This is a genomic window from Saccharopolyspora sp. MMCC62, assembly GCF_057736575.1.
In genome coordinates, this window is the sequence record NZ_JBYKCM010000001.1 from 756,301 (window position 1) to 782,056 (window position 25,756).

A 25,756-nucleotide genomic window follows, 5' to 3' on the forward strand; every position below is an offset into this window, starting at 1 on the left:
ACCGACCCCCGAAACCGGGCCTCCTCCTGCTCGATCCGGCAGCCATGAAAGGACTTTCCCAGGAACCGACCCCCTTCCGACCCGGAACCACGACCGTTCCTCAAGAGAAACGCGGGCCGGAGCTCGCACTCCATCGGGACAGTTGATCACTATCCAGGACGCCTCCCGGACAACGATGACCTCTCGACCGCACGTGCTGACCACCTGGCGACCCGCGGCGACACGGTGCGGCGTCAGCACGGCGGAAAGATCCGGGGTCGCCGCGTCGGGATCGCGTCCACGTCCGGTTCGACGGCGGCGAGCGGGAGTTCCCTCGGGGGCACGGCGGCGCGACAGCCGCCCGGAGTCCTCTATGGGAGACGACGATGACGCTCGCGGACCTGTTCCCCACCTTCCGCAAATCGCTGCTGCCGCGACTGTCCGGCGCCCCGTGGCCGGTCGGCGCGGAGCTCGACCGGGACGGGGACCTGGTGCTCGGCGGCACCTCGGTGGCGCGGATCGCGGCGGAGCACGGCACGCCGTGCTCGATCATCGACGAGGGCGAGGTGCGGATGCGGTGCGCCCAGTACCGCGCCGCCCTGCCCGGCGTGGAGATCGCGTACGCGAGCAAGGCGCTGCTCACCAGGTCCGTCGCGCGGTGGATGCGGGAGGAGGGCTTCGCCATCGACGTGTGCTCGGCGGGTGAACTCGCCGTGGCGCGCGAAGCCGGTTTCCCCGGGGAGCGGATCGTGCTGCACGGCAACGTGAAAACCCCCGCGGACCTCGCCGCGGCCGCCAAAGCCGGGGTCGGCCGGATCGTGCTCGACTCCTTCGACGAGATCGCGCTGCTCGCCGAGTCCGCGCGGGAACCGCAGGACGTGCTGGTGCGGGTCACCCCCGACGTCGACCCGCACACACACCGGGCGGTCGCCACCGGCGTCGCCGACCAGAAGTTCGGCTTCGCCCTCGCCGGCGGCATGGCGGCGGAGGCGGTGCGGCGGGTGCTGGCGCAGCCCCGGCTGCGGCTGGCCGGGCTGCACTGCCACCTCGGTTCGCAGCTCACCCGGGTCGCCGCCTACGAGGAGGCCACCCGGCGCCTGCTGCGGTTCCTCGCCGCAGTGCGCGACGAGCACGGCGTGCCGCTCCCGCAGCTCGACCTCGGCGGCGGGCACGCCGTCCCGCAGCTGCCCGGGGAGGACGAGTTCGACCTGCTCGGCTTCGCGCTGCGCGTGCGCACCGCGCTGCACGACGAATGCCGCCGCCACGACCTGCCCGAACCGCGGCTGACCGTCGAACCGGGCCGGGCGCTGGTGGCCCGCGCCGGGGTCACGGTCTACCGGGTGGCGGCGGTCAAGCACGTCCCCGGGGTGCGCACCTTCGTCGCCGTGGACGGCGGCATGAGCGACAACCCGCGGCCCGCGCTGTACGGCACCCGCTACACCGCCCGGCTCATCGGCAGGCCCGCCACGGCGGAACCGCGGTCGGTCACCGTGGTCGGCAGGCAGTGCGAGGCGGGCGACGTGCTGGCCACCGACGTGCCGCTGCCCGCCGACGTGCGCCCGGGCGACCTGCTGGCCGTGCCGTGCACCGGCGCCTACCACGTGCCGCTGTCGTCGAACTACAACATGCTCGGGCGCCCGCCCCTGATCGCGGTCCGGGACGGGCGGGCCGAGACCCTGCTGCGCCGCGAGACCACCACCGACCTGCTCCGCCGCGACGTCGGCGCGTGACCCGGCCATCCGACGAAATCGTGATCTGAACCACTGACTGACCAGATGACTTTTTTGGTCAGTATGGTCGATGGCATGACGGACACCCCCTCGAAACGAGTCCTCGTAGTCGGCACGGGCATCAGCGGACTCGCCACCGCAGCACGGCTGCACCGGGCGGGCTGGACCCCGGTGCTCGTCGAACGGGCGCCCGCACGGCGCTCCGGCGGCTACTTCGTCGCCCTGTTCGGCACCGGTCAGATCGCCGCGCGGCGACTGGGAATCCTCGACTCGATGCACGACCGGGCAGGCACCGTGCAACACCTCGACATCGACCGCAACGGCGGGCGCCGAGAAGGAATGTCCTTCGCCGACGTGCCCGGCAAACCCTGGATGATGCTGCGCGGCGATGCGGAACGGGCGGCGTTCGACGCGCTGCCCTCCGACGTGGAGATCCACTACTCGACGGTGCCGACCGAGATCGTCCAGGACCCCGACGGGGTGGACGTCACCCTGCTGGACACCGCGGCGGGCAGCACCCGCACCGAGCGCTTCGACCTGGTCGTGGGCGCGGACGGGCTGCGCTCCACCGTGCGGTCCCTCGTGTTCGGCCCGCACGAGGACCACCTGCACCGGTTGAACTTCATGATCGGCGCGTTCGAGTACGCGGGAACACCACCGGGGCTCGCGCCCGGCCAGGGCGCCACCCTGCTCGAACCGGGGCGCTCGATGTGGGTGTTCGCGTTCCGCGACCACGACCCGACGATCCTGCTGTCGTACCGGACCGACGACGTCGACGCCGAGTTCACCCGGCCGCCCGCGCAGAGCATCCGGGCCGCGTTCGGGCCCCGGCCGCTCGGCCGCACCCTCGGCGACGTGGTCGACGCGGCGGGAGCCGCGGACCGGCTGCTGTTCGACTCGGTCGAGCAGGTGCACCTCGACACCTGGCACCGCGGCCGCGTCGTCCTGGTCGGCGACTCGGCCTGGTGCGTCACCCTCTACGCGGGCATGGGGGTGTCCGCCGGTTTCGCCGGGGCCGACCTGCTGGGTGCCGTCCTGGAACGGCACGCCGACGACGTGCCGCGGGCGCTCGCCGAGTGGGAGACGCTGCTGCGGCCCTACGTCGACCGGTACCAGCGGAGCGCGTTCCAGCAGCGCAAGATCTTCGTCGTGGACAACCGGCGGGAGATCCTGCTGCGGCGGACCGTGCCGAAACTCGCCCGGTTCGAAGCGGGGCGGCGCCTGGCGGAGCGAGTGATGCCCCGGGACGACGCGGCCGCCCGCAACAACGACGATATCGTGGGCGAAACGCTGAGCGAACCGGCTCCGCAGGAGGAGAAACCCGTTGGCTGACCTGCCCGAACACGGCTCGCCCAAAGCGCGGCGCATCCTCGCCGCCGCCGGAGATCTGCTGATCAGCCGGGGCATCAAGGGCGTGACCATCTCCGAGGTCGCCAAGAAGGCGCACATCGGCAAGGGCACCGTCTACCTGTACTGGCGGACCAAGGAGGACCTGCTGCTCGGCCTGCTCTGCCGGGACTTCGTGGCGATGGCCGACGATGCGATGGCCGCGGTGACCGCCGAACCGGACCTCGCGCGGCCGTCCCGGTGGTTCCCGCGGGTGGTGCGCACCACCACCGAGCGCAGGTTCGTGCACGCGCTGCGCAGCCACGACGACGGGCTGCTCGGCGTGCTCGCCGACGATCCCCGGTCGGCGAAGCTGCTCGACGTGCTGGGCCCGGACGCGGTGATGGCCGAGGTGCTGCCGATCTGGCGGGCCAACGGGCTGGCGAGCACCGACTGGCCGCTGGCCGACCAGGCCCTGGCACTGCACGCGCTGACCACCGGATTCGTCGCGGCCGCCGACCATCCGCCACGGCTGCCGGTCGAGGACCACGACCGCGTGCTGGCCGCCGCGGTCACGGCGCTGCTCGGCCCCGAGCGGGCGAGCCCGGAACAGGTCCAGGCGGCCGCGGACGAGGGGGTGCGGCGGCTCGCCAACGGGCGCGCCCTCGCGCTGGAGGTCATCGAGCCCACCGGGGCGGGCCACCCCGGTCCCGGCAGTCCCGGCTGAGCACGCGGCCGGGCCGGAGCTCGGCTCTGCGCGCGGACCCGGGACGGCCCGCGCACCTGCTCCTCCGGACCGAGTGGTGAACGGTTCCCCGGCCGGTGCGGCTCCGCGCGGTGGTGGTCCAGTACCCGATCCGGGACGGCCACCACCGCGGCCGGACCGGTGGCGTGCCCGCGGTGCCCGGCCGGGGCGGGCGCGCCGGCGATCCGGGTTTGGTGGTCCTCCCGGGCGGAAAGGCCTCGGGCGGCAACCGCGACGAGAGGACCACATGAGCGTGCTGCACGTCGTCCCCGCCGAGCGCACCGGCGACGGCTGGAAGGTCGTCGGAGCCGAGGCGGCCGAACACCGCGTCTCCTGCCAGGCCGACGCCGTCGAGGACGCCTGCCTGGAGCTGCGCGGGGAAGGCGGCGAGGTCGTCATCCACGACCTGCGCGGACGGGTCCGCGACAAGCGCACCGTCCGGCCGGACTGACCGCGCGCCCGGGCCGACGAGCAAGACCGCGGGAACACCTCGCTCCCGGCCGGACCGCGCGAGAGCTCGGCGTCCCGGGAGCAACCCACCCGTTGTTCGCGCGGCGCGGCGGCGAACCGGGCGTGGCGAACCGCCCGCCACCCCCGCCACCGCAGGGCTTCCGCGACCGCCGAGACCGTTGCCGCAGTGGGCGGAAGCCGTTGCACCGCAACATGATTTCCGCGAACGCCCGCGAGGACGAGCACCGCCGGACACCTCGCTCCCCCGCGACCACGGGGCGAGCACGCGATCCGCACGACGAAGGAGGAGCACCATGTCCGCACGCACCTCTCCCCCCGCCCAGCAGCAGACCGCGCCCGGCGCGACCGAGGAGATGGTCCCCGCTCCCCGCGACGAGATGGCCGAGTACCGGGGCCGCGGGCTGCTCGACGGCAAGCGCGCACTGGTCACCGGCGGTGATTCCGGCATCGGCCGCGCCGTGTCGGTGGCGCTCGCCAAGGAGGGCGCCGACGTGGCCATCGCCTACCACGCCGAGCTGGAGGACGCCGACGCCGAGCACACCGCCGAACTCGTCCGCGCCCAGCAGCGGCAGTGCGAGCTGCACCGGACCGACCTCGGAGACGAAGCGGCCTGCCAGCGGCTCGTCGACGAGGCCGCCGCCGAACTCGGCGGGCTCGACGTGCTCGTCAACCACGCCGGGACCCAGGCGCCGGTGGAGCAGTTCACCGACACCACCACCGAGCAGTTCGACCGCACCTTCAAGGTGAACGTGTACGCCCCGTTCTGGCTCACCCGCGCCGCCCTCGCGCACATGTCGGAGGGATCGGCGATCATCAACACCGGTTCGGTCAACGGGTTGCGCGGCAACAAGACCCTCATCGACTACGCGGCGAGCAAGGGCGCGGTGCACGTGCTCACGATGTCCCTCGCGCAATCCCTGGCGCAGCAGGGGATCCGGGTGAACTGCGTGGCGCCCGGTCCGGTGTGGACACCGCTCATCCCGGCGACGCTACCGGAGGACTCGGTGGCGGGCTTCGGCGAACACGTGCCGATGGGACGGATGGGCCAGCCCGACGAGATCGCGCCGTCCTACGTCTTCTTCGCCGCCGACCAGCTCTCCAGCTACTACACCGGCGAAGTCCTCGCCCCCGTCGGCGGCGAAACGCACCCGGGGTGAGGTCGAGCGTCATCCTGCTGCGCGGCCACCGCATCCGGACGATCGGCGAGCGCGAGATGGACTCCGATGCCCGCCACCTCGAACGCCGGACGACTTCGAATCGGAGTTCACGCACCACGCCGGGCGCCGACACCAGGTCCGGGACGTGGTGAAGGCGGCAGAGAACGCGAGCACGTCGTCGGTCGGCCGGATGTCGACCATCCGACCTGGACGAACTCGCCCACCCGGGCTGCGGTGCGCCCGCTGATCGACGGCGCCTAGCACGTCGAAGCCTGTCCCCGCACCGCGGTCGGCGGGTGCGGCCGTCTCCTGGACGTCATCCCTCCGTCTTCGGCCTGGCCACGTCCAACCGCCGGCGTAGGTGCGACATGAGGCTGAGCGCGTCGAGGCAGTCGTGATGGGTGATGACGTCGAGCTCCCGGATCGTCGCCAGCGGCTCGTGCGAGAGTGGATTTCGGAAGGCGGACCAGATCGCCTTCGCGAGATCCCGCTGCCCGTTCTCCAGGTTGTCCGCGGAGTTGCCGGAGATCGCCGGAACGCCTCCGGTGAAGGCGTAGGTGAACTGCATGCTTCCGTTCTCACCTAACGCCTTTCCGAAGAGCGAGGCCTCGTTCTCCTTGCGCATGCCTGCGGCGACGCGCAAGTCCGCCACGTAGGCCTTGCACCCTTCGACGAGCGCCTGGTGGTAGTCCTCGGTCTCGAAGTACCGCGTGCTCGCCTCCTGAATGCTCGGATGAAGGTGCCGCCACACGAGGTCGGCGTAGGGCGGCGCGAGTTCTTTGAGGCTCTTCACCGCCCGCCCCCGCACCTCGTCGCTCATGTCGGTGTCCTCGGACCCGATGATGTCGATCAGCTCGCGCAGTGAACGCCGTTCCGGCCCTTTGATCGTGTCGACCCAGGTGTCGGGGTCGACACCCGTTTCATCCATGAGGTCCTGCTTGTTCTTCTCCTTCCGCTGTCGTCTGCGATCGAGCGCGATCTCCTCCACCATCCGCTGCAACCGCTCGCGAACGACCGCGGCATCCGGGTGTTCCCAATTGACCGCCCTCCGGTCCGTGGCCACGACGTCCGGCTCGATGGCATCCAGGCTGTCGATCGAGACGTATCCGGTCAAGTAGGCGTACGCGTAACTCGAGTCCGACGCGCCGAAGAACTCGGGCTCGTTCGCCAACCGCCCGTTCGCGTACACGGTGATGCCGCGCATCTGCGTGGGCAACGGCTTCTCCGCGGCGACGACCGCACCGACGAAACCCGCCATCACGGCACTCACGCCACTCTCCGCAGCCTCCGGGCGGCTCGCCTCGGCGTCCTCGCGTGTCGCGACGAGATTCTCGGAGATGCGCCATTTGAACTCACTCTCGATCGAGTCCAACCGGAGCTCTCGAGTGATCGGGATCTCCTGGCCATCACGGCGCACCACCACGAGCTCGACCTCGCCGTCGCTGTACTGGAACAACCTGGCGAGGCTCACCGCCAGGTCCGGAGGCGAGATCTCGCTCGCCCGGGTCAACCGTGAGACCTCCACCGACGTTCCGTGCACGCCGACATCACCGAGTTCGGTCGTGGTGTCGGGCCGATAATCTCCGTCCCGCGTGTCCAGGAGCTCGTCCCAGTCCATCGCGACCGCGAATCGTTCCGGAGCGCCCACACGGCTCGTCGTGACCACGACACGATGACCGATGCCGAACAACGCGAGCTTGCCGAGCCCCTTCTTCCCGGACACGGTGCGACGACCGCTCTCCGACCGGCCGGTCGCATCCCCGCCCCGGCGGTTGCGTCCGATTCGCAGGTACTTGTCCCGCAAGTCGGATCGAGACATGCCGTGCCCGTCGTCGTCCACCACGATCTTCTGCTCATCACCGGTGCCGACCACCCGGACCTCGATCCTCGTAGCGTCGGCGTCGTAGGCGTTCGCCACCAGCTCCGCCACCGCATTCGGCAACCGCGAGTACATGTTCGACCCCAGGTGCTCGATCGTGTGGGGGTCGAACGACAGGTGTAGTTCCTCATCGGTCGCCATGACGTCTGCGCTCCCTTTGCCTCTCACGGAACTCCCCATCCACGATGCGAGGTGGCCGTGGCCGCCCCCGTGAATACCTCATCGCCTGACGCTGTACCGGCAGAACCGAACCGTCCGTGCCCAGCGGACTCGAGATCACCACGCTCCCGATGCATCCTGCGGCGCGATCTCGCCGGAGAACGACAACGTGCGCCGATCCGCGCTCGCCTGCCCGGTGGGACCGCCGGACACCGCATGCCGAGCCTGGACGAGAGTCTCGATGCCCGGCACGCTCTCCGAGTCCGTTCCCGACGCATCCACCAATGCCGTGATCGACTCGTGCAAGGCGGTCCGCAACTCGGCATCGAGCGGCCCGTCCTCGAGCGCTTCGAAGAGGACGAACGGCGCCAACCGCAGCAACCGCTTCAGGAAGTCGCGAAGCACCTCCCTCTCGGCGACGTGCCCTCGCAGAACGCGAAAATCGACCTCGCTCCAGACACGCAAGATCGCCTTCACCAGGTAGGGGCTTCCCCCGAGCGCCTTCCGGCGGGCGTAGATCTGGTCGAAGGCGGCTTCCCCGAGGCCCTCCAACGCCGAGTAGGGCGATGCGGAGTTCGGGGTGTACACGAGCTGGGCCCGCCACCACATCCGCCCGAACACGTGCCGGGTCAAGTCGGTTCCCAGCACGCGGTCCTTCGGTGGCGAGGGATAGCGCCAGAAGGCCACGTCGGGCAGGACCAGCAATCCCAGGAATGCCCACACATCACCGGACGCGGCCTCCGCCGGAGTCAGGTCCGCCTGCGCGTGCAGGAACTCCGCCACCAGTCTGTCGAACTCCGCGTTACCCCGCTTGCCCACCCGTTCGGGGAAACCGGTTCGATCCGCGATATCCCGGACACCGGTGCGCAGGTCCTGCAGCTCACCCTCGGTCGACCGGTCACCGCCGGTAGCGGTGAAGACCGCGGACTCGTGGGAGAAGCGAACGCGATCGGTCAACTCGCCGATCCCCAACGTCCGGTATTCATCGAACAGCGGCTTCGCCTGCCCGCCCAACAGCCTGGGGTAGAGCCGGCTCATGACGCATCCCCGAACAGCTTGACCACGTGCTGCACGTCGGAGGCGAAGAAGCTCGGGTACTGTTCCCGCCTGCGCCGCATCTCCTCGATCGACATCTCCGGGAAGAGATGTCGGTACAGAGCTCGCAAGGTCGCTCCCAGCGTCTCGTCGTCGAACGTCGCGTCGTCGCGGAACTCGTCCGAGCTCAGGGCATGCTCCAGCATGGTTCGGGTGACATCCGCGCGGATCGCGGACAGTACGGTCCGCTCCACCTCACCTGGGCGTGCGGCTCGGCCCACCGCAGCGACGGCAGCCGCGTTCCGCTCATTGATCAACAGCAGCAGCGATCCCATCGCAGCGCTGTGCAGGTTGTCGCCGATCTGCAGGTGCCATGCCGCGCATGCGGGAAACGACGTGCGGTCGAAGTCGATGACGGCGATGGGGAACTGCGGCGCATCGCCCTGCAAGCGCACCTCGTGCCGATCGCTCCAGAGCACCGACCCGGAGCGTCGCGGAGAAGCCGGGCGCGGATCGGCCCCGCGGTACGAGAGCACCAAAGCGGTGTCCAGCAGCAACGTCCCGCCGAGGTCCGTACCACGCAGCCGTACCTCGAGGTCGACGTTCCGGCTGCCGCCACTCGTCACGACCTCACGGGCTCCAGGACCGCGCAGGTTCGATCCGGACGCCGTCCACACCGCGGAGAGCACCAGCTCGGCGTCCGTACCCAGCCCGGACTGGGCCAGCACCGCATCGACGTCGATCCGCACCGATCGACGCAAGTCCAGGTTCATCTGGTAATCCCAGTTCGACAGCGAACCCAACAGCGGGACGTCGTCCGCTTCGGTCGCCATCTGCCAGGCCCCGGCGGCGATGAGCTGATCCGCTGGAGTCCGGTACGGCAGAGCTCGGCGGTTCACGGGACTCGCACCGCCTTCACCCGCAGCTCGATGTCCGTCATCGTGTCCGGAGCCGGTCGGATCAACACTCGCAAGCACCGTTCCGGGTCACCCTCAGTCGAGTAGACCGGTTCCGCAGAGAGCACGCCATCGCCGTCTCCCCACCCGATGAGCTCGGGCATCGCAGCAGCCACCGGCGGCTCCGTCTCCCTGCCCTCGCCGCCCGCGATGGTGACGCCCAGTTCGACGCGGACCTCCTGCCGCCCCGGAACCGGCAATCGGAACTCCTGGACCAACACCGCTGCACCTTCGTGTTCGTCGAAGAACGGTTCACCCACGTACGCGAGTCGCGGCCGCCGGCGGATCGGCTTCGAGCCCGCGCCGGCAACCCCGGTGACCAACTCGTTCGCCCCGCCGGTCCCGCCGTCCGGACGAGGCTCCGCAGCGCCCTCGGGTTCCTCAGGCACGGTTCCGCCGGCCCGCGTCCCGGACCGCATCAACGGCTCGTCTGACTCCTCCACGACCTCCTCGTCCTCCTCGTCCGCGCCGTGCGAACGCGGGACCGTCGTGGAACCGGGCGGCCCGTACGCCGTCGCCCCGCCCAACCCCCACGAACCGCCGACGAGCGGGGACAGCACCGAGCTCGCCGCGCCGAGCGCCATCTTCGCCGATCCGCGGCCCGCGGTGCCGGTCAGTTCGAGCAGCTTGCTCACGGATTCCTTGATCCTGGTGAACGTGGTGCGCACGAACGTGCTGTCGGACGATTCGAGGAAGTGGTGGTTCCAGGCGTCATGGGTGGGCGGTTCCGCCCTCGCATAGGTGTCGTCGAGCTCACCGTTCGCGCGAAAGACGCCCGCGTACGACATGAACTCGCTGGGCGGCTTCGGGCAGGCGTGGTAGGTGACGACCAGTTCCGCCGAGCGCATCAGGCAGACGTGGTGCGCCTGCGTCTCGATTCCCGCGGCCCGCGAAGCCCGCGTCGACTCCAGCGGTGGTGCGTGCCGCTTCACCAACCCGAGCCTGCCCAGGGCCCGCTTCGGACGCCCGCAGACGAGCTCCTCCCCCTGCTGCCCCAGCATCGTCTCGTAGGCGGCGACGAACATGTTCAGCGGTCGGGTGGTGCGCGGATCCGGCACCTCGAGGTCGACCCCGTCGCATCGCACGCCGAAACGCATCGCGGACACTCCCTCTTGTGCGCCGAGCATCTTCGGCCACAGCTGCCAGCTGATCGTCTCGGCGAGGTCCGTGGCGATCTCGCGCGGGGCGCGGCCGGCAGCGGACTCGAGATCGTCGAAACGAGGGTCGATCACGACGATCGTCGTGCCGGTCTCGTCCGGGCCGAAGGAATCGAGTCCGAGCCTGCGCGCGACCTCCTCGGCGTCCGCGCCCACCAACGGTTCGATGACATCGCCGGAAGTGTCGCCCCACCAGTGCCGACCGGTGTAGCGCTTCTCCAGCCCGTTCTCCTCGGCGAGGTAACTCTCCCACAACGCGCACGCGATGAGCCTGGTCTCGTACCGGCCGTCCTCCGTGTGACAGCGGGTGTGCAGCAACACCGTGCCCGCACCCGAGACCAGGTAGAAGATGCCCTTGCCGAATCCGTACGTCCCGCCACCGAGTGCGTTGTCCCGCGGCTCTCCGACGTTGCGGACGAAGGAGACGAAGTCGTGGCGCCGGTCGACCGCGCTGTCCGCCCGCGTCGGGCCGCCCAGTCCTCGAGTACCCCGGTCCGAAATGGACATGATGCGGATCTGGGGTCGGCGGAGCGACTTGCGCAGTGGCAGGTGCCCGTCGTCCGGCGCCCCTGCCTGCACCAGGTCCCGCCAGGCGTTCGCATGCGCAGGCCCGACCGCACGAAGGTCGACCCGGTAATCGACCGGCACGTCGTCGGAGATCCTCGCGTCCCAACTGTTCTGCGCCGACTCCCGGATGAGGATGGTCAACGGGTCGAGGCTCGGACGTCCCAGCTGGTTGCGGATCCCTTCAGCCGCACTGGCACCTTCGGGCGGGAACGGCTGCGAATACCACCTCGGCACCGTCATGCGGGTTCACCCGCGCCGCACCAAGGCATACGAACGGTCACGGGCCACCACGCGACGCGGGCGACCTCGAACCGCCCTTCCCCTGATCCGGTGCTCACAGGCCACCTTCGAGGGCATACCGGTCTTCTTCCGCCAGTTCCACCCTGGAGAGGTCGGCGGAGACGTAGTTCCAGTCCCACTCCACTTCGCTGTCCCCGGTTCCGGGCTTGGGGAAGACGAGGCCGACTCCGATCGCGTGTTCCGGGAGGTTCAGCGCGTGCCTCTCCCGCTTCCGCTGTTCACTGCGCCGGTGGGTGGGCTCTGATGTCCTGTCGACCACGTAGAGGACGAGAAGTCCGGCGTTGGGCAACTGCTTCCGGCGTTCCTTCACGATCGCCGCCTCGTTCATGGAGCTCACCTTCCCGGTCAGGTCCACCGCGGCGTCTCGAGGGCTCATCAATGTTTTGATGTCCACGGTCGATTGCTCACCGGAGGTGAAGCCGGAGCGGATCACCCGGCCCACGACGATGTCCGGGGCGAACTCGTAGGCCTGAGGGTCCTCCGATGAATCGACTGGGTTGCCGACGATCGCGACGTTCCACCGGCTCAGCGCACCTGCTGTGCGCACCCGCTTCTCGATGTACCGGATCAAGAGGTCCGACTTGCACTCCGGCGACTCGGTGTGGAAGTCGTACGCCTGCAGAAAGTCGATCACGTAACTGTGCGGCACGCCCCGGAAAACGAATCGACCGTCGCCCGAATCATCCCGCGTGCGGCTGCGCACCGCGGCCTTGACCAGGGTCTCCGCCGCCGCCTGGTTGCGCAGCAACCAGGCCGGGTCCTTCTTGAAGTACCGGGTCTGCACGCGCTGACCGCCGTACGCCGACGCCGCGCTCACCGAGGACACCATCTTCGCCGCCGCCGTCACCCGCAGCTGCGGGTGCAATCTGAGCCGCACCGCGAAGGAGAGCGGCGTCTCATCCTCGTCCATGTACACCTCGATGTCCCGGCGCATCTCGGCCTCGACCGTCGCGACGTGCCGGAACCAGCTCTGCAGGAGGCTCGTCATCCAGACCCGCGGCAGATCTGCATAACCAGAGCGGTAGCCGAACCACCTCCCCATCTGGAGCAGGGTGTCGTACGCGAGAGCCGACCGAACGAAGTAGCTCACGGACAGCCCTTCGAGGGTGAGTCCCCGCGAGAGCGTGTTGCCGCCGACCGCGATCGCCACGACCGGACCGTTCTCGTAGTCGAGTCGATCCTCACTGGCGTAGTTGTCCATGATGATCCGGCAATCTTCGAGAACACCCTCCAGTTCGGGGCGCAGCTTCTCGAACGGCACCGGTTCCTCGCCGAAGTCCTCGGCGGGCACCTCTGCGGTCTCGGCTTCCCAGAGCGACCTCAGCTCGTCCAGCATCGCCGGATCGTCCAACCTGCCGCGCAATGCGGCGATCAGGCTCAGTAGCGGAACACGGAAGCTGTTGTGCACGGACGTGTGGACGTCGGTGTGGATGAGCATCGTGTTGTGCGGGTTGCCCGAGCCGCGCACTCGACGGGCGGCGGTCACCATCCAGAAGTAGTGAACCGCGTCCCTCAGCGTGCCGTCGATCGTCGGCGTGAAGCCGTCGACTTCCGCCGACTTCGCAGGCCGCACGGATGCCACGTCCTCTTCGGGAACCTCCCGGATCATGCGGTATCCGCCCGGTACGTCTTCCGGATCTTCCCCACCCACCGGTTCACGCCCGAACAAGACCTCAGTACCGAAGTACCCCTCAGATTCCGCCGGTTTGGGGAGGTTCACCACGAAGTTGCGCGGGTACAGGTCGTCCGTGGCGGACGGATCGATCAGCAGGTTCGCGAAGGGCGACGCCGTGTAGCCGACGTACGACGCCTTCGGCAACGTCGTGAGGATCTCGAGGATGAGCGGATTGATCGACTTGGTGGCGACCGAGGCCTGATCCGCCTCGTCGTCGATGATCAACGCCGGACAGTCCTTCAGATGGTCATCACCGTCGGCCAACCATTTCGCGAGCTTCCGCAGCACCGTCTTGTTCTTCTTCACCACGCACAGGATGCGAGTCCGGTTGCTGTGCCCGAAGTACGACGCCGGATTGGCGTGCGGGGTGAAGTCCATGTCCAAGGCGGTCAACTGAGACCACAAGGTCGGGTTCGGTTCGATCAGCTGGCGCACCAGGCGGGACTGCGTCTGCCTGCGCAACCCGTTGTGGATGCCCGCCAGGACGATGAACAGCTTGTAGCCGCGGTCGGCGGCCTTGGCCATCACGGACGTGAAGTTCGTGGTCTTCCCGGACTGCACGTAGCCGACCACCAGTCCGCGAGAGTTGAACTCCCGCTCCCGCGGGTGGTCCAACAACGACACGATCTTGGACGAGGACTCGTCGAGGCTCTGGATGGCCTCCGTCGACATCCCTTTCGCGAGCAGCTTCTCCAAGGCGGGCCAGCACTTGTCGCTCGCCTGCGGGCCGAGGTACCAGCTCTCGTGGTCGAGCTTCGAGACCGAGCGGGGCTCGATCATCTCCCGAATGCCGAGGGAATGGGCCTCGTGCCGCTCCTTGATCCGCTCGACGACGTCGTGACCGATCCCTAATTGCTGCAACCTCTTCACCGCCTCGGCAGGAGGAAAGGTTTCCAGCAATGCCCGGAAGGTTTCGTATTGACCGTCGAATTCGTCGCTCACGAGGATCCGCCCCCACAGACACGATGCTTTGATCTTGCTCCGGACGGAGTGTAGACGAAGCTTCCTCCGCTGGGCCGAAGTGGCGAGCAGTTCACGCACCGCCACTTCGGACGTAACTCAAATGGAGCAGCTACATAGCAAGAAAGTGCGCCGAAAGGATGATGATGGCGCCATCTTCGCAAAATGACTCCCCTCGAAGACCATTGCGTGATATTGACCGGCGCACTGCGAGGCGCCCGCACCCGAGGCCTGCGGGCCGGATCGACGTACCCGCCGGCTAAGATCCTCATCGTGGAGGATCAGCGGAAACCGTCCCGGCGGGACCGGAATCACGTGGTGGACCTGTTCGCAGGCCCGGGCGGACTGGACGTCGCGGCGCACTGGCTGGGCCTGCACGTGCACGGGATCGAATGGGACGCGGACGCGTGCACCACCCGCCGGGCCGCGGGCTTGCTCACGTCGGAGGAGGACGTCCGACTGTCCGGCCCCGAGGACGTCGCTTTTCGCACCGCGGGGATCTTGGCGGGCGGGCCGCCCTGTCAGACCTACACGGTCGCCGGGTCGGGCTCGGGCCGCAAGGCATTGGACCAGGTGAAGACATTCGCCATGCGGATGGAATATGCCGAAAACGGTGTTGCCGAGGAACTCGGACAACTTGCCGACGAGCGAACCGCACTGGTCCTGGAACCATTGCGCTGGATACTCGAGGCACACCGAGGAGGGGACCCCTTTCGCACCGTGGTGCTGGAACAGGTGCCGACCGTGCGTCCCGTGTGGGAGGAATACCGCGACATCCTCGAACGGCTCGGTTACTCGGCGCGTTGCGGCGTGCTGAACACCGAAGAGTTCGGAGTGCCTCAAACGCGCAGGCGCGCCATCCTGATCGCGTCCTACGACCGCGTGGTCTCCCTCCCCCGCCCGACCCACGCCCGATACCGCAAGGGCGCTCCTGCCGACGATGCGGCGAGCAGCGGACTGAAGCCCTGGGTCAGCATGGGGCAGGCGCTGCGAGGACGCGCCCAACCGTTCGAGGTGGTCTCGAACTACGGAACGGGTGGCGACCCGAAAAACCGCGGGCGCCGGGATTCCTCGATGCCCGCTGCGACGGTGACGGGCAAGATCCGCCGGAACCGGTTGCTCGTCGGCGAGGAAGATGCCGGTCGCTTCGACTTCGACGAAGCGGGCCGGTTGCAGACCTTCCCGCTCGACTACCCCTGGGACGGCAAGGACGTCGGCCAGCAGATCGGCAACGCCATCCCCCCGCGGTTGGCGGTCCACGTGCTGGCCGCGGCACTCGGACTCCACGTCGACGAAGACGCCCTCGACAAGGCGGTCGACGGCGAGTGGAAGCGGACCTTCGCCGAGCAACCCCTCGCGGGCGTGCCCGCGGCGTTGCGTCCGCCCGCACCCCGCGGCGGCGCAGGCGAAGCCGCTCGAGACTCCACGGACCGGGTCACCGCGTAGCCGAGCAGTGCACCCGAGAGATGGTCGACCCGTCGAAGACCTGGTAACCGACCACCCCTCAGTTGACGCACGGGATGGCGTCCGCGGTGATGTCGGGTTCGCGGTGGGCGGGGGTCGCGGCTTGCAGGCCGTCGAGGCGCAGGGGTGCGGGTGCGGCGAACTCTTCGGCATCGGGGTCGTCGAAGTCCTGGCCGAGCACCACGCGCAGCTCGCCCGCCGGTTGCGACGGGTCCGCGGTGGTGGGGAGGCCGCCGAGGTGTTCGGCGACGAAGCGGGCGACGTCGACGTCGTCCGGGTGGTGCAGCACGTGGGAGCGGCCGGTGGCGGTGCCGTTGCCGACTTCGCCGACGGGGACGTCCGCGGCGAGCAGCGCGTCGCGGGTGCGGGCGGCCAGGCCGCCGACGTCCGCACCGTTGATCACGTCGACGGTGCTGGTCGCGAGCGCGGGCGGGACCGGTGGGGTCGGTGGCAGCCCGTCGTTGACGCGGGCGATGGTCATCCGCACCTGGTGCGGGTCGACCTGCACGGCCTGGCCGTCGGGGGTGTCGTACTCGGGGTCGACGATCGGGATGGTGCCGAACTCGATGTCTCCCCCGGCGAGCCCGCTCATCTCGGCGGCGAAGGACAGCAGGTTCCAGTCCCCGTCGAGCACCACGGACCGTTCGACGGCGTCGAGCAGCCGTTGCAGCTTCGCCGGGTTCGCCATGGTCCCGGCGGACAGCACGCGTCGGGCGAATCCGGCGAGGAACGCCTGCTGGCGCTGCACGCGGTCGAGGTCGCCGCGCAGCAAGCCGTGCCGCTGGCGGACGAACGCCAGCGCATCGCCGCCTTCGACCTCCTGGCGCCCGGCGGCGAAGACGGCACCGGAGTACGGGTCGTCCACGGCCTCGTTCAGGCACACTTCGACGCCGCCGATCGCGCTGGTGAGCTCGTAGAACCCCAGCAGGTTCACCTCGGCGACGTGGTCGACGTCCACGCCGGTGAGCTGCTGCACGGTCCGCACCAGCAGGTCCCGCCCGGCCGCGGACGACCGGCGTTCCAGCTCGGCCTGGTCGGCCACCCCGTCCGCGGCCAGCCGCCGCCGCTCCTGCGCCTTCCCCATCCCGTACGCCGCGTTGATCTTGTGCTCGCCCTGGCCGGGAACGTTGACGAACGAGTCCCGGGGCAGCGAGTAGGCGATCGCGCGGCTGCGGTCGGCGGGCACGTGCAGCAGCATCACCGTGTCGGTGAGGCTGGAACCGCTGTCCCCGGTGCGCAGCTGCTGCAGCACCTCCGGCGGCAGCGGGTTCCCCTGCGCATCGGTCCGGCCGTCCAGCCCGACCAGCAGGACGTCCACCGCCTCGCCCGAGCCCGAGCCACCGGCGAGCCCGCCCGGCAGCCGGCCCAGCGCGCTCCAGCCGTACCCGGTCACCAGCAGCACGAACGCCGAGGTCAGCGCGGTCGCCGTGCGCGCGGCCACCCGCGGCCGCCTGCGGACGGGGCGCAGCGGCGCGGTCCGCTCCACGGCGCGGTGCCGGTTCACCCCAGCCACGAACGTTCCTCCTCGACTCGGGCCGCGGTGGTGGGTGCCGACGGCCGGTGGTCGATCGCGGACGGTTCGTCCGGGGACGGCGCGGCGGCCCGGCGGCGCTCCTTCGCCCGGTCGTGGTGGCGGCACAGCACCAGCGCGATGGCGAACAGCAGGCACAGCGCGGCGGCGAGCGCCAGCATCGAGATCGGGTCCTGGCCCGGCGTGGCGACGGCGGCCACGACGAACAGTCCGAACACGATGCCCCGCCACCAGCCGCGCAGCTTCGCGTACGACAGGAGCCCGGCCCGGTTGAGCATCACGAGCACCAGCGGCAGTTCGAAGCTCAACCCGAACATGAACAGCATCAGCAGCACGAACCCGACGTACTCGTCCCCGGTCAGCGCGGTGAAGAACGCGTCACCACCGAAACCGACCATGAACAGCAGGCCCTCCGGCACCACGAAGTAGGCCAGCAGCCCGCCCGCGGCGAACAGCACGGTGGCGAAGCCGACGAACTGGGTGGCGAACTTCCGCTCCCCGTCCCTGAGGCCGGGCGTGATGAACGCCCACAGCTGGTACAGCCACACCGGGCTGAGCAACACCGAGCCGACGGCGAACCCGACCTTGAGCTGCAGCACGAACACCTCGAACGGTTTCGTCTGCAGCAGCCGGCACTGGCCGGGCTCCGGGCTGAACCGCAGCTCCGGCGGCAGCGCGCAGTACGGCCCCAGCAGCAGGTCCCCCAGCGACGGCGCCCCGAACAGCGGGTGCGAGAACCACCAGAACCCGAAGGTCCCGCCGAAGACGACGGCGATCATCGCCACGCCCAGCCGGTACCGCAGTTCGCGGAGGTGGTCGACGAGGGTCATCGTCCCGTCGGGATTGTGCCTCCTGCCCCACCGGCGGCGCGGGCCGCGCACGTGGTGCGGGTGGCGCGGCGTCCTGGCCACTGCGCTGTGCTCCCCTGGTTCCCGTCTGCTTCCGGGTCCCGATCGGTTCCCGGGCCCCGGTCAGCTCCCGGTCTCCTCGCGGCGTTCGCCGCGCGCTTCGGTTCCGGTCGTGCCCGGGGAGTTCTCGCCCGAGGGGAGCCGGTCCCGCGCGGCGCGGGCCGCGGCCTCGTCCTCCTTCATGCCGCGCGCTTCGGCTTTGAACACGCGCGCGGACTGGCCGACCGACCGCGCCAGGTCCGGGAGCTTGCCCGCACCGAACAACAGCACCACGACGCCGACGAGGAGCACCAGCTCCCAACCACCCGGCAGACTCACGATTCCCGCACCTCTCTCCTTGCTGCGCACCGCATCCGTCCCGGCCTCCGCTCGGGTGCGGAGGCCTGGACGGGCGGACTGTCCACTTCGGACTGATGTCGTGACGCGCCCGGTCGGGCGCGCCGAGTGATGCCCACCGGTTTCAGCTCGGTCGGCACCCGGTCGAAGGCCGACGGCGGCAGGCCGACCGAGGCGGCGAGCACGTCGCGCGGCAGCCAGCCGAGGGCACCGACCACGCCGATGTCGCCATCGGGTTCCGCACTGCCGGTGTCGAACACGACCGGCACGTCCAGCGGTGCTCGATCGCCGGGGCGCTCGAAGCAGTGGGAGAAACCCTGCGGCGCGAACACGATCTCCCCGCCGCACCTCGAATTCCGCGTCGTGGTGCTGCCCGTCGGGCCGGGTGCCCAGCACAGTCCACCGGGCCCGGCCGGAGATCACGTGGTTCAGCTCCCACGCGGTGGTGTCGGCGCGGTCGCCCCGATTCCAGGTGCACCGAAGCGTCCTGCCCGGTCAGCACGGGAAAGTCGCCCGCGTGCGCGCCGCGCGGCGTTCCGCCGTCGTACTCGTCCGGTTCTTCCGGGACGAGGGGGAAGGCGCAGCGGGCTTCGGTGGTGGTCTCCGCCACCGCGACCGGTGCCGGACCGGGTGCGTTCAGCGCGACCGCACGGAGCGTTCCGACACCGCCGAGCGCCTGCCGACGATCGATCTCCGGCATGAGTCCCCGTTCCAGGTCACCAGCACTGACCCGTCCAGTGTCGGGTCGTGCGGCGCCCGGCGGCAAAGCCCGCGGCGTGATGGTTGCGATCGCGCGGCGCGATCGCGGCGGCGCTCAGCGCACGTCCGCGACCTCCGGGCGGCCCGCGGCGGCGATCATGTCGACGAGCGCGCTCATCGGCGTCCCGCGCACCGGGTTTCGTCCACTGAGGACGAATCCGATCCGGTCCAGCGCGGGCAGTCCGCTCTCGATCGGCACCAGTCCGTCCGGGACGACGCTGCGTGCGAACACCGCGACGCCCAGCCCGGCGCGCACCGCCATGCTCAGCCCGTTGAGCCGGTCCGCGGTGCAGCTGATCCGCCACGACCGCTGGTCTCGTTCCAGTGCCGACAGCGCGCGGGCGCGGGTGATGCTGGGTTCCGGGTACACCACCAGCGGGACCGGATCGCCCGGTGCGATCTCGGTCCCCGGGGTGCCGACCCACACCAGTTCGTCCCGCCACAGCAGGCGCCCGGCCGGTTCGCTGCCCGCCTGCTTGATCAGGGCCATGTCGAGTTCGCCGCGCGCGAGCCGGTCGTGCAGCGGGGTGCTGAGCCCGGCGGTGAGATCGAGGTCGACCCGCGGGTGCCTGCGCTGGAACCGCTGCGCGATCTGCGAGAACCAGTCGGAGACGAGGTCCTCCGACACGCCCAGCCGGACCCGCCCGCTCGGTTCCGCACCGGCGAAGTAGTCCAGGGCCTGCTGCTGCCTGCCGAGGATGCCGCGGGCGAAGCCGACCATCGCCTCGCCGTCCCCGGTGAGCTCCACGGTGTGGCTGTCGCGGATCAGCAGCGAGCGACCCACCGCCGCCTCCAGCTTGCGCACGTGCTGGCTCACCGCGGGCTGCCCGAGCCCGAGGGCGCGCGCGGCTCGGCTGAAGCCTCCTGAATCGGCCACTGCCAGGAACGTCCGCAACCACACGGGATCCAACACAGGTCCGGGACATTACCACCGGGCCGCGGCGGCGAGTCCGCCGGAGGCACCGGCGGCCGTCCGGCGCGCCCGGCCGCCGGCGGAGCCGACGAACGGCCGCGCACGGCCGGTGCCTGGGGAAACGCGGCCGATCCGAGGAAACCGGCCCCGGGAAGGTTCCGCACCACGGAAGCCCCGAGCCGAGCGGTCAGGGCTTCACCTGCTCGGCCACGAGCCTCCCGTTCGCGTCGAGGCCTTGCACGACGACGCCGTCAGCGACGGAGGTGGCCGACACGATCACCTCCATCGGAGTGGCGAGCACGTCGGACCTCTCCCCGGAGAACCAGTCCACCCGGTCCGGTTCGTCCTCGCGACGAGCGAAGGCGATGATCTCCCCGTCCCCGTCCGCCACGACGACCGGCCGTCCCGTGTGCTCGGTCGCGACGTCCGTCCACTCGCCGGGCCACGTGTTGGGCGCGTCCCGCTCGGTAATCTCCCGCAGCGAGGTCGCGAGATCCCGGGCGAACAGCTGCAGCCGTCCGCTCCCGTCCAGCGCCAGTCGCGGTGTGGTGTCCAGGTCGGTGGTCTTGCCGCCGACGCGCTGGCAATCGAAAGCGTCCGGGTCGACGCGCTTGTACTGCGCGCAGGTGTGCACCCGCCGGTCCTCGCCGAGCCCGAAGATCCGCAGGGCGCGGTTGCGGTCCAGGACCGCTTCCGGATCATCCCGCAGGACGAAGTCGTCCGAGCCGGGCACCTCCGAAGGTCGCCAGTCGGTCCGGTCCCCGATCTGGTGGAGGTGCCCCTCTTCGTCCCGCGCGAACACGGCGAGCCTTCCCTCGAAGTCGCGCACCACCGCCGGGGTGCCGACGAACCCGGACCCGATGTCCGACCACACGCGTGCGGGGGCCTCCCCGCCGACGTCCGCGTTGAAGGACAGCGTCCCGGAATCGTCGATCACGAATCCCACCAGCGTGCCGTCCCACGCCGGGATGATGATCGGGTCCTCCCGCACCGACGTGCCGAGGTCCACCGGGTCCGGAACGGGCGCGCTGCGCGGTGACTCCTGGACGTAGCGCTGCACCTTGCCCGTCGCGCTGCGCACGAGCGTGACCAGCGCCTCCCCTCCCGGCACCTGAGCCGTGGCGGCGCCTTCCGCGGGGCAACGCGTCGACGAGCAGGCACCGGCCGGAACGCTCCCGGGCCGGGACGGCACCGGATCCGGCCGCGGCAACGGTTCCACCCCGCCGGACGCGGTCGGGGCGGCCGCCCCGCCTTCCGGAACACGGGCCGGCCCGACCTGGGACGCCCAGATCATCCCCGCGATGATCGCGGGCACCAGCACGCCCGCCGCCACGACCACTGCCATACCGGAACGGCCGAGCGTCCGGGTCCGCTTCCGCCGGCGCGGCGCACCGCCGTCGCCGACCGCGCGGGCGGCGCCACGCCGGTGGTACGCACCGCGATCGCGGAGGTAGCCGTCCTCCGGCGGGAGGTCCCGGCCGACCGCCGCCCCGACCGGGCGCTGGTCGAAGGCGTCCAGCAACGCGCGGTGGTACCCGGCCAGTTCGGCGGCGCCCACCGCTTCGCGCAGGTGGTCGCCGACGACCTCGTGCACCCGGATCACGGGCGTGCGGTCGAGCCAGCACTGCTGCACCAGCCCGAGTTCGCCCATCCTGGAGACGAGCGCGTCGACCTTCTCCGAGCACAGCCTGCCGGTGTGCGTCCAGTAGGTCCGCAGCGTCTCCAGCGGGACGAGGGAGTCCTCCGGGAAGATCGCGAGTTCACGGCACCGCGGGGCGTGCTCGTCGCCGAGCAGCGACATGTTCAGCTCGATCACCGCGGCCGCGGCGTCGAAGCGCTGCTCCGCGTGGGTGCGGTCCACGCTCCGCGCACCGCCCGCGATCCGGTCGGCGACGAGCTGCGCCGCTTCCTGGATCGAGTGGTCGGGGTGCAGGCGGCACACCGCGCGGTTCGCCAGCGACAGCAGCGCGGGCCACGCCTGGGTGCGGTCCAGCAGCGGGGCGGCGTGGTCCGGGTGGTGGTGCGGCCATCCGGCGCAGAGCGCTGCGCGGGCCTGGTCGGGTTTCATCCTCCCGACCCGCACCTCCGCGGCTCCCGGCGGGAGGACGTCCGGGAACCGGGTGGTCACCAGTCGTCGGCACGCCCCCACCGGCACGAACGGGTCCAGCTGCGACTTCCGCCAGACGTCGTCGACGAGGACCAGGCACCGCTTTCCCGACAGCAGCTGCGCGAGGTGCTCGCCCGCGAGCTGCGGATCGGTGAACGACGGGCGGGTGCCGGACAGCCGCTGCGCCAGGTCGTTGATCTTGCCGGCCAGGTCCGGGCCACCGACATCCCGACCGGCCGTCACCCACAGCACTCCGTCGGGGAACGTCTCGTGCAGCCGTTCGTCCACGCACGCGGCGGCGGCGAGCGTGGTCTTGCCGTACCCGCTGCCACCGAGCACCCCGACCGATGGCTGCGAGCGCTCCGGTGAATCGCCGCACAAGGCCGCGATCACCTCGTCGAGCAATTCCGGGCGGGGCACGAGCGCGTGCCCCGCCAATGGCAGCGCTTCGACTCCACCGGTGCCGACCGCGGCCACTCCGGAGGTGGTGAACGTGATGTCCCCGAAAAGCGTGCCGACCTGCACGGCCTGCCCGAAGCGACCGCTGATCCGGTTCGAGTTCGACACCCCCTCGTCGCCGTCTCCCGAACGGTGCAGATCTTCCGACTTCTCCGACAAGAATCCGTTCTCCCTCTCCGCGGGCCCGCACGGCCCGCACGTCCGGCTCGGTGCCCCCGGATTCGCCCTGGTTCGGCGGCGGATCGGCGCTGGAACGCCCCGGGCGCCTCACACGACCTCCACCGCACCCGTCCCGCAGTACGGAGCAGGTCAGCGGCGTTCGCACCCGCCGACCCGAGCGACGGGTCCTCCCACTCGCGAAGCCGCCATCGGCGGTGATCGAGCCCGGCCCACCCCGAACGGGCCGGGCTCGATTCCCCGAGGTGAGCACGCCCCCGACCGTTCACCGGGGACCGCTTCCGAAGAACACCGGGGAATCCGATCTGTCGATCCCCGATTCGTCCAGTGAACTGACCACCAGCACACCGCCGCCGCACTTTTCCTCGGCAGTTCGACGAGCGGTATCCATCAGGAGATGAACGGCCATCCTGCTGCGCCCAGCGGTCGTCACACCGAATTTTTCCACTCGCACGGAAACCGTTCGCCATATTCTTCGGAACATCAGAATCCGCAATTTCGCACTATTCATCGCCGCCCATCTCGCACCTCCCGCACAATTGCGCATGGGCACCCGGGCGGCGTTCACGCGACGAGCCCGGCGCGCCCACGCTCCCGGATCGTGGGACGCCATCGAGTCCGGGACTAGCCGCACCGGTGGCCGCGTTGATCGCGGTGACCGGAGCGAGCGGACTGGAGGGCGCCGTGCCTGAGCTGGAGAAACCCCTGCGCAGACTGGGATTCCTGACCATCGGGCTGTTCGACGGGGACGATCCGCGCCCCGGCCACGAGCGGACGCTGGAGATCGTCGAGCTCGGCGAGCGGCTCGGCTTCGACATCGCGTGGCTGCGGCACCGCCACCTGCAATACGGCATCTCCTCCCCCACCGCGGTGCTCGCCGCGCTGACCCAGCGCACCAGCCGGATCGACCTGGGCACCGCGGTGATCCCGCTGGGCTGGGAGAACCCGCTGCGGCTGGCGGAGGACCTGGCGACGGTGGACGTGCTCTCCGGCGGGCGGCTGAACCCGGGGGTGAGCGCGGGGCCGCCGATGCACTTCGACCGGGTCCGCGCGGCGCTGTACCCGGACACCGCCGAAGCGGAGGACCTCGGCTACGGCCGGGCCGAGCGGCTGCTGGACTTCCTCGGCGGCGCACCGGTCACCGGCTTCAGCGGCACCGAGGGCATCGAGGTGTTCTCGGACCGGGTGCAGCCGCACTCGCCGAGCCTGGCCGGGCGCACCTGGTACGGCGGCGGCAGCCTGCGCTCCGCCGAATGGGCCGGACGGCGGGGGCTGAACCTGCTGGTCAGCAACGTGGTGAAGACGGAGTCCTCGACGGACTTCGAGCAGGTCCAGCTGTCGCTGATCGAGCGGTTCCGCGCGCACCACCCGGACGGCGAGCGGGCCCGCGTCTCGCAGGGCCTGGTGGTGATCCCCACCGACGGCGCCACGCCCGCGCAGCGCGCCAAGTACGCGCGCTACGCGGCGGAGCGGCTGCCGCGCACCGCCACCACGCACGGCCCGGCCCGGATGCTGTACGCGCCGGACCTGGTGGGCGAGTCGGCGGAGCTGGCCGAGCGGCTCGCCGCGCACGCCGCGTTCCGCGCGGTCGACGAGGTGTCCTTCGCACTGCCGTTCACCTTCGAGCACGAGGACTACGTGCAGATCCTGACCGACATGGCCACGAAGCTGGCGCCCGCACTGGGCTGGCGCCCGGCGGCCTGATCCGGCGTCACCGCGCGGCGCCCAGGTTGCGGACGCCGTCCGGCGGCGCCGGATCCCGTTCCCCGCCGGGCGGCGCCGGGGCTTTCGGCACCGCCGCGCCGCGTCGGCATTCGGACCCCACCGCGCGGCGCCGGCGGTTCGGTTGAACGGCGCGGTCGCCGCGACCAGGATGGCTGGAATGAGCCTCCGCCTGCGTGCGCTGGAACGCGACGACCTGCCGTTCGTGCACGGATTGACGAACAACTCGCGGATCATGACCTACTGGTTCGAGGAGCCCTACGAGGCGCTGGTCGAGCTGCAGGACATCTACGACCGGCACATCCACGACACCCGGGAGCGCCGCTTCGTGATCGAGGTGGACGGCGAGCGCGGTGGCCTGGTCGAACTCGTGGAGATCGACTACATCCACCGCAACGCCGAGTTCCAGATCATCGTCGCCCCCGACCACCAGGGGCGCGGCCTGGCCGCGGAGGCGACCCGGCAGGCGCTGACCTACGCGTTCGCGGTGCTCAACATGCACAAGATCTACCTGCTGGTGAGCACCGAGAACGTCAAGGCGGTCCACGTCTACGAGAAGCTCGGCTTCCGCACCGAGGGCGAGCTCCGGGAGGAGTTCTTCGCGGGCGGCCACTACCACAACGCCCTCCGCATGAGCATCTTCCAGCGGGACCACCTGGCGTGAGCTCGCGGTGTCCCGGTCCCGGTCGCGGTGCGCGGGAGGATGTGGCGGTGGGCGACTTCGAGCTGAGCGGGGACGAGCTGCGCGCGGTGGCGCGGTACGCGCTGCTCGCCGCGCAGGAGGTGCTGCCGGTGTTCGAGGAGTCCTGCCCGGGCGATCCCCGGCCGCGGGCCGCGATCGAGGCGGCGCGGGAGTTCGCCGACGGCACGCGGCGGAGCAGGCTGCAGCGGGTCACCGCGCTGGACGCGCACCGCGCGGCGCGGGACGCGGGCACCGAACTCGCCCGCCTGGCCGCCCGATCGGCGGGGGACGCCGCCTCCGCCGCGTACCTGCACCCGATCGCGCAGGCCTCGCAGGTCGGGCACGTGCTGCGCGCCGCCGCGAGCGCCGCGCGCATCGCCGAGCTCCGCGCCGGGGACGACCGCGAGGTCGGCACCGCCGCCCTGGCGCGGTGGTGCCGCCTCGCCTCGCCGACTGTGATCGCCGTGCTGCGCCACTACCCCACCCCGCCGACCGGGCGGAACCGGGTGTCCGCGCTCATGGCGGGCCTGGACGCCGCGCTGCGCGTCGAGTCCACTCAGGACTGAACACCGTCCACACAGGAAGGAGGGGCCGCGCGGGGC

20 protein-coding genes are annotated in these 25,756 nt (G+C 70.6%); 9 read left to right on the forward strand and 11 right to left on the reverse strand.

Annotated features, from left to right (window positions below; translation table 11 throughout):
- Positions 1-365: 365 nt before the first annotated feature.
- The 5 genes from lysA to AC29IT_RS03425 all read left to right on the forward strand — a co-directional run bounded on the left by lysA (position 366) and on the right by AC29IT_RS03425 (position 5,408).
- Positions 366-1,709, forward strand: coding sequence for a diaminopimelate decarboxylase (gene lysA, locus AC29IT_RS03405; RefSeq protein ID WP_488217766.1), 1,344 nt, complete (start codon positions 366-368; stop codon positions 1,707-1,709).
- Positions 1,710-1,784: 75 nt separating this feature from the next.
- Complete coding sequence (locus AC29IT_RS03410) at positions 1,785-3,041, forward strand: FAD-dependent monooxygenase (protein WP_488217767.1); 1,257 nt, start codon at positions 1,785-1,787, stop codon at positions 3,039-3,041.
- Positions 3,034-3,762, forward strand: coding sequence for a TetR/AcrR family transcriptional regulator (locus AC29IT_RS03415; protein ID WP_488217768.1), 729 nt, complete (start codon positions 3,034-3,036; stop codon positions 3,760-3,762). Before AC29IT_RS03410 ends, AC29IT_RS03415 begins: the two co-directional genes overlap by 8 nt.
- 265 nt (positions 3,763-4,027) lie before the next feature.
- Positions 4,028-4,231, forward strand: coding sequence for a DUF2188 domain-containing protein (locus tag AC29IT_RS03420; protein ID WP_488217769.1), 204 nt, complete (start codon positions 4,028-4,030; stop codon positions 4,229-4,231).
- Between the two features lie 313 nt (positions 4,232-4,544).
- A complete protein-coding gene (locus tag AC29IT_RS03425; protein ID WP_488217770.1) occupies positions 4,545-5,408 on the forward strand; it encodes an SDR family oxidoreductase in 864 nt (287 codons plus the stop codon).
- A 316-nt stretch (positions 5,409-5,724) separates the two neighbouring features.
- Here AC29IT_RS03425 and AC29IT_RS03430 read toward each other — a convergent pair whose 3' ends face one another.
- From AC29IT_RS03430 to AC29IT_RS03450, 5 genes are all read right to left on the reverse strand, one after another.
- The gene (locus tag AC29IT_RS03430) at positions 5,725-7,428 is read right to left on the reverse strand and encodes a TIGR02391 family protein (protein ID WP_488217771.1); all 1,704 of its coding nucleotides are present in this window, start codon (positions 7,426-7,428) and stop codon (positions 5,725-5,727) included.
- 135 nt (positions 7,429-7,563) lie between these two features.
- Positions 7,564-8,484: a DUF6339 family protein gene (locus tag AC29IT_RS03435; protein WP_488217772.1), complete on the reverse strand. Its 921-nt coding sequence runs from the start codon at positions 8,482-8,484 to the stop codon at positions 7,564-7,566.
- Positions 8,481-9,380, reverse strand: coding sequence for a hypothetical protein (locus tag AC29IT_RS03440; RefSeq protein WP_488217773.1), 900 nt, complete (start codon positions 9,378-9,380; stop codon positions 8,481-8,483). Before AC29IT_RS03440 ends, AC29IT_RS03435 begins: the two co-directional genes overlap by 4 nt.
- The gene (locus AC29IT_RS03445) at positions 9,377-11,302 is read right to left on the reverse strand and encodes a hypothetical protein (RefSeq protein ID WP_488217774.1); all 1,926 of its coding nucleotides are present in this window, start codon (positions 11,300-11,302) and stop codon (positions 9,377-9,379) included. The genes AC29IT_RS03440 and AC29IT_RS03445 overlap by 4 nt, the downstream gene beginning before the upstream one ends.
- 193 nt (positions 11,303-11,495) lie before the next feature.
- Positions 11,496-14,078: a Z1 domain-containing protein gene (locus tag AC29IT_RS03450; protein WP_488217775.1), complete on the reverse strand. Its 2,583-nt coding sequence runs from the start codon at positions 14,076-14,078 to the stop codon at positions 11,496-11,498.
- 291 nt (positions 14,079-14,369) lie between these two features.
- On the opposite strand from AC29IT_RS03450, the gene AC29IT_RS03455 reads away from it, so the two are divergent.
- Positions 14,370-15,542: a DNA cytosine methyltransferase gene (locus AC29IT_RS03455; protein WP_488217776.1), complete on the forward strand. Its 1,173-nt coding sequence runs from the start codon at positions 14,370-14,372 to the stop codon at positions 15,540-15,542.
- 58 nt (positions 15,543-15,600) lie between these two features.
- Here AC29IT_RS03455 and AC29IT_RS03460 read toward each other — a convergent pair whose 3' ends face one another.
- The 6 genes from AC29IT_RS03460 to AC29IT_RS03485 form a co-directional block, all read right to left on the reverse strand.
- Positions 15,601-17,073: an LCP family protein gene (locus AC29IT_RS03460; RefSeq protein WP_488217777.1), complete on the reverse strand. Its 1,473-nt coding sequence runs from the start codon at positions 17,071-17,073 to the stop codon at positions 15,601-15,603.
- Positions 17,061-17,921, reverse strand: a complete 861-nt coding sequence (gene tatC, locus AC29IT_RS03465) for a twin-arginine translocase subunit TatC (RefSeq protein ID WP_488217778.1) — start codon at positions 17,919-17,921, stop codon at positions 17,061-17,063. The genes AC29IT_RS03460 and tatC overlap by 13 nt, the downstream gene beginning before the upstream one ends.
- Before the next feature lie 141 nt (positions 17,922-18,062).
- Complete coding sequence (gene tatA, locus AC29IT_RS03470; RefSeq protein ID WP_488217779.1) at positions 18,063-18,317, reverse strand: Sec-independent protein translocase subunit TatA; 255 nt, start codon at positions 18,315-18,317, stop codon at positions 18,063-18,065.
- The gene (locus AC29IT_RS03475) at positions 18,314-18,667 is read right to left on the reverse strand and encodes a cupin domain-containing protein (protein ID WP_488217780.1); all 354 of its coding nucleotides are present in this window, start codon (positions 18,665-18,667) and stop codon (positions 18,314-18,316) included. The genes tatA and AC29IT_RS03475 overlap by 4 nt, the downstream gene beginning before the upstream one ends.
- Positions 18,668-19,149: 482 nt before the next feature.
- The gene (locus AC29IT_RS03480) at positions 19,150-20,007 is read right to left on the reverse strand and encodes a LysR family transcriptional regulator (RefSeq protein WP_488217781.1); all 858 of its coding nucleotides are present in this window, start codon (positions 20,005-20,007) and stop codon (positions 19,150-19,152) included.
- A gap of 187 nt (positions 20,008-20,194) precedes the next feature.
- Positions 20,195-22,732 carry an NB-ARC domain-containing protein gene (locus AC29IT_RS03485; RefSeq protein ID WP_488217782.1) on the reverse strand — a complete coding sequence of 846 codons (2,538 nt, stop codon included), beginning with the start codon at positions 22,730-22,732 and terminating at the stop codon, positions 20,195-20,197.
- Positions 22,733-23,434: 702 nt separating this feature from the next.
- Here AC29IT_RS03485 and AC29IT_RS03490 point away from each other — a divergent pair.
- From AC29IT_RS03490 to AC29IT_RS03500, 3 genes are all read left to right on the forward strand, one after another.
- A complete protein-coding gene (locus AC29IT_RS03490) occupies positions 23,435-24,454 on the forward strand; it encodes an LLM class flavin-dependent oxidoreductase (RefSeq protein ID WP_488217783.1) in 1,020 nt (339 codons plus the stop codon).
- Between the two features lie 178 nt (positions 24,455-24,632).
- Positions 24,633-25,136, forward strand: a complete 504-nt coding sequence (speG, locus tag AC29IT_RS03495; RefSeq protein ID WP_358444771.1) for a spermidine N1-acetyltransferase — start codon at positions 24,633-24,635, stop codon at positions 25,134-25,136.
- Positions 25,137-25,183: 47 nt separating this feature from the next.
- The gene (locus AC29IT_RS03500; protein ID WP_488217784.1) at positions 25,184-25,720 is read left to right on the forward strand and encodes a putative immunity protein; all 537 of its coding nucleotides are present in this window, start codon (positions 25,184-25,186) and stop codon (positions 25,718-25,720) included.
- The last annotated feature ends 36 nt before the right edge of the window (positions 25,721-25,756 follow it).

Coding starts and splice junctions, on each gene's coding strand:
- AC29IT_RS03420 (WP_488217769.1), top strand. CDS start 4,028: ATGAGCGTGCTGCACGTCGTCCCCGCCGAGCGCACCGGCGACGGCTGG.
- AC29IT_RS03425 (WP_488217770.1), top strand. CDS start 4,545: ATGTCCGCACGCACCTCTCCCCCCGCCCAGCAGCAGACCGCGCCCGGC.
- tatC (WP_488217778.1), bottom strand. CDS start 17,921: ATGACCCTCGTCGACCACCTCCGCGAACTGCGGTACCGGCTGGGCGTG.
- lysA (WP_488217766.1), top strand. CDS start 366: ATGACGCTCGCGGACCTGTTCCCCACCTTCCGCAAATCGCTGCTGCCG.
- speG (WP_358444771.1), top strand. CDS start 24,633: ATGAGCCTCCGCCTGCGTGCGCTGGAACGCGACGACCTGCCGTTCGTG.
- AC29IT_RS03430 (WP_488217771.1), bottom strand. CDS start 7,428: ATGGCGACCGATGAGGAACTACACCTGTCGTTCGACCCCCACACGATC.
- AC29IT_RS03435 (WP_488217772.1), bottom strand. CDS start 8,484: ATGAGCCGGCTCTACCCCAGGCTGTTGGGCGGGCAGGCGAAGCCGCTG.
- AC29IT_RS03410 (WP_488217767.1), top strand. CDS start 1,785: ATGACGGACACCCCCTCGAAACGAGTCCTCGTAGTCGGCACGGGCATC.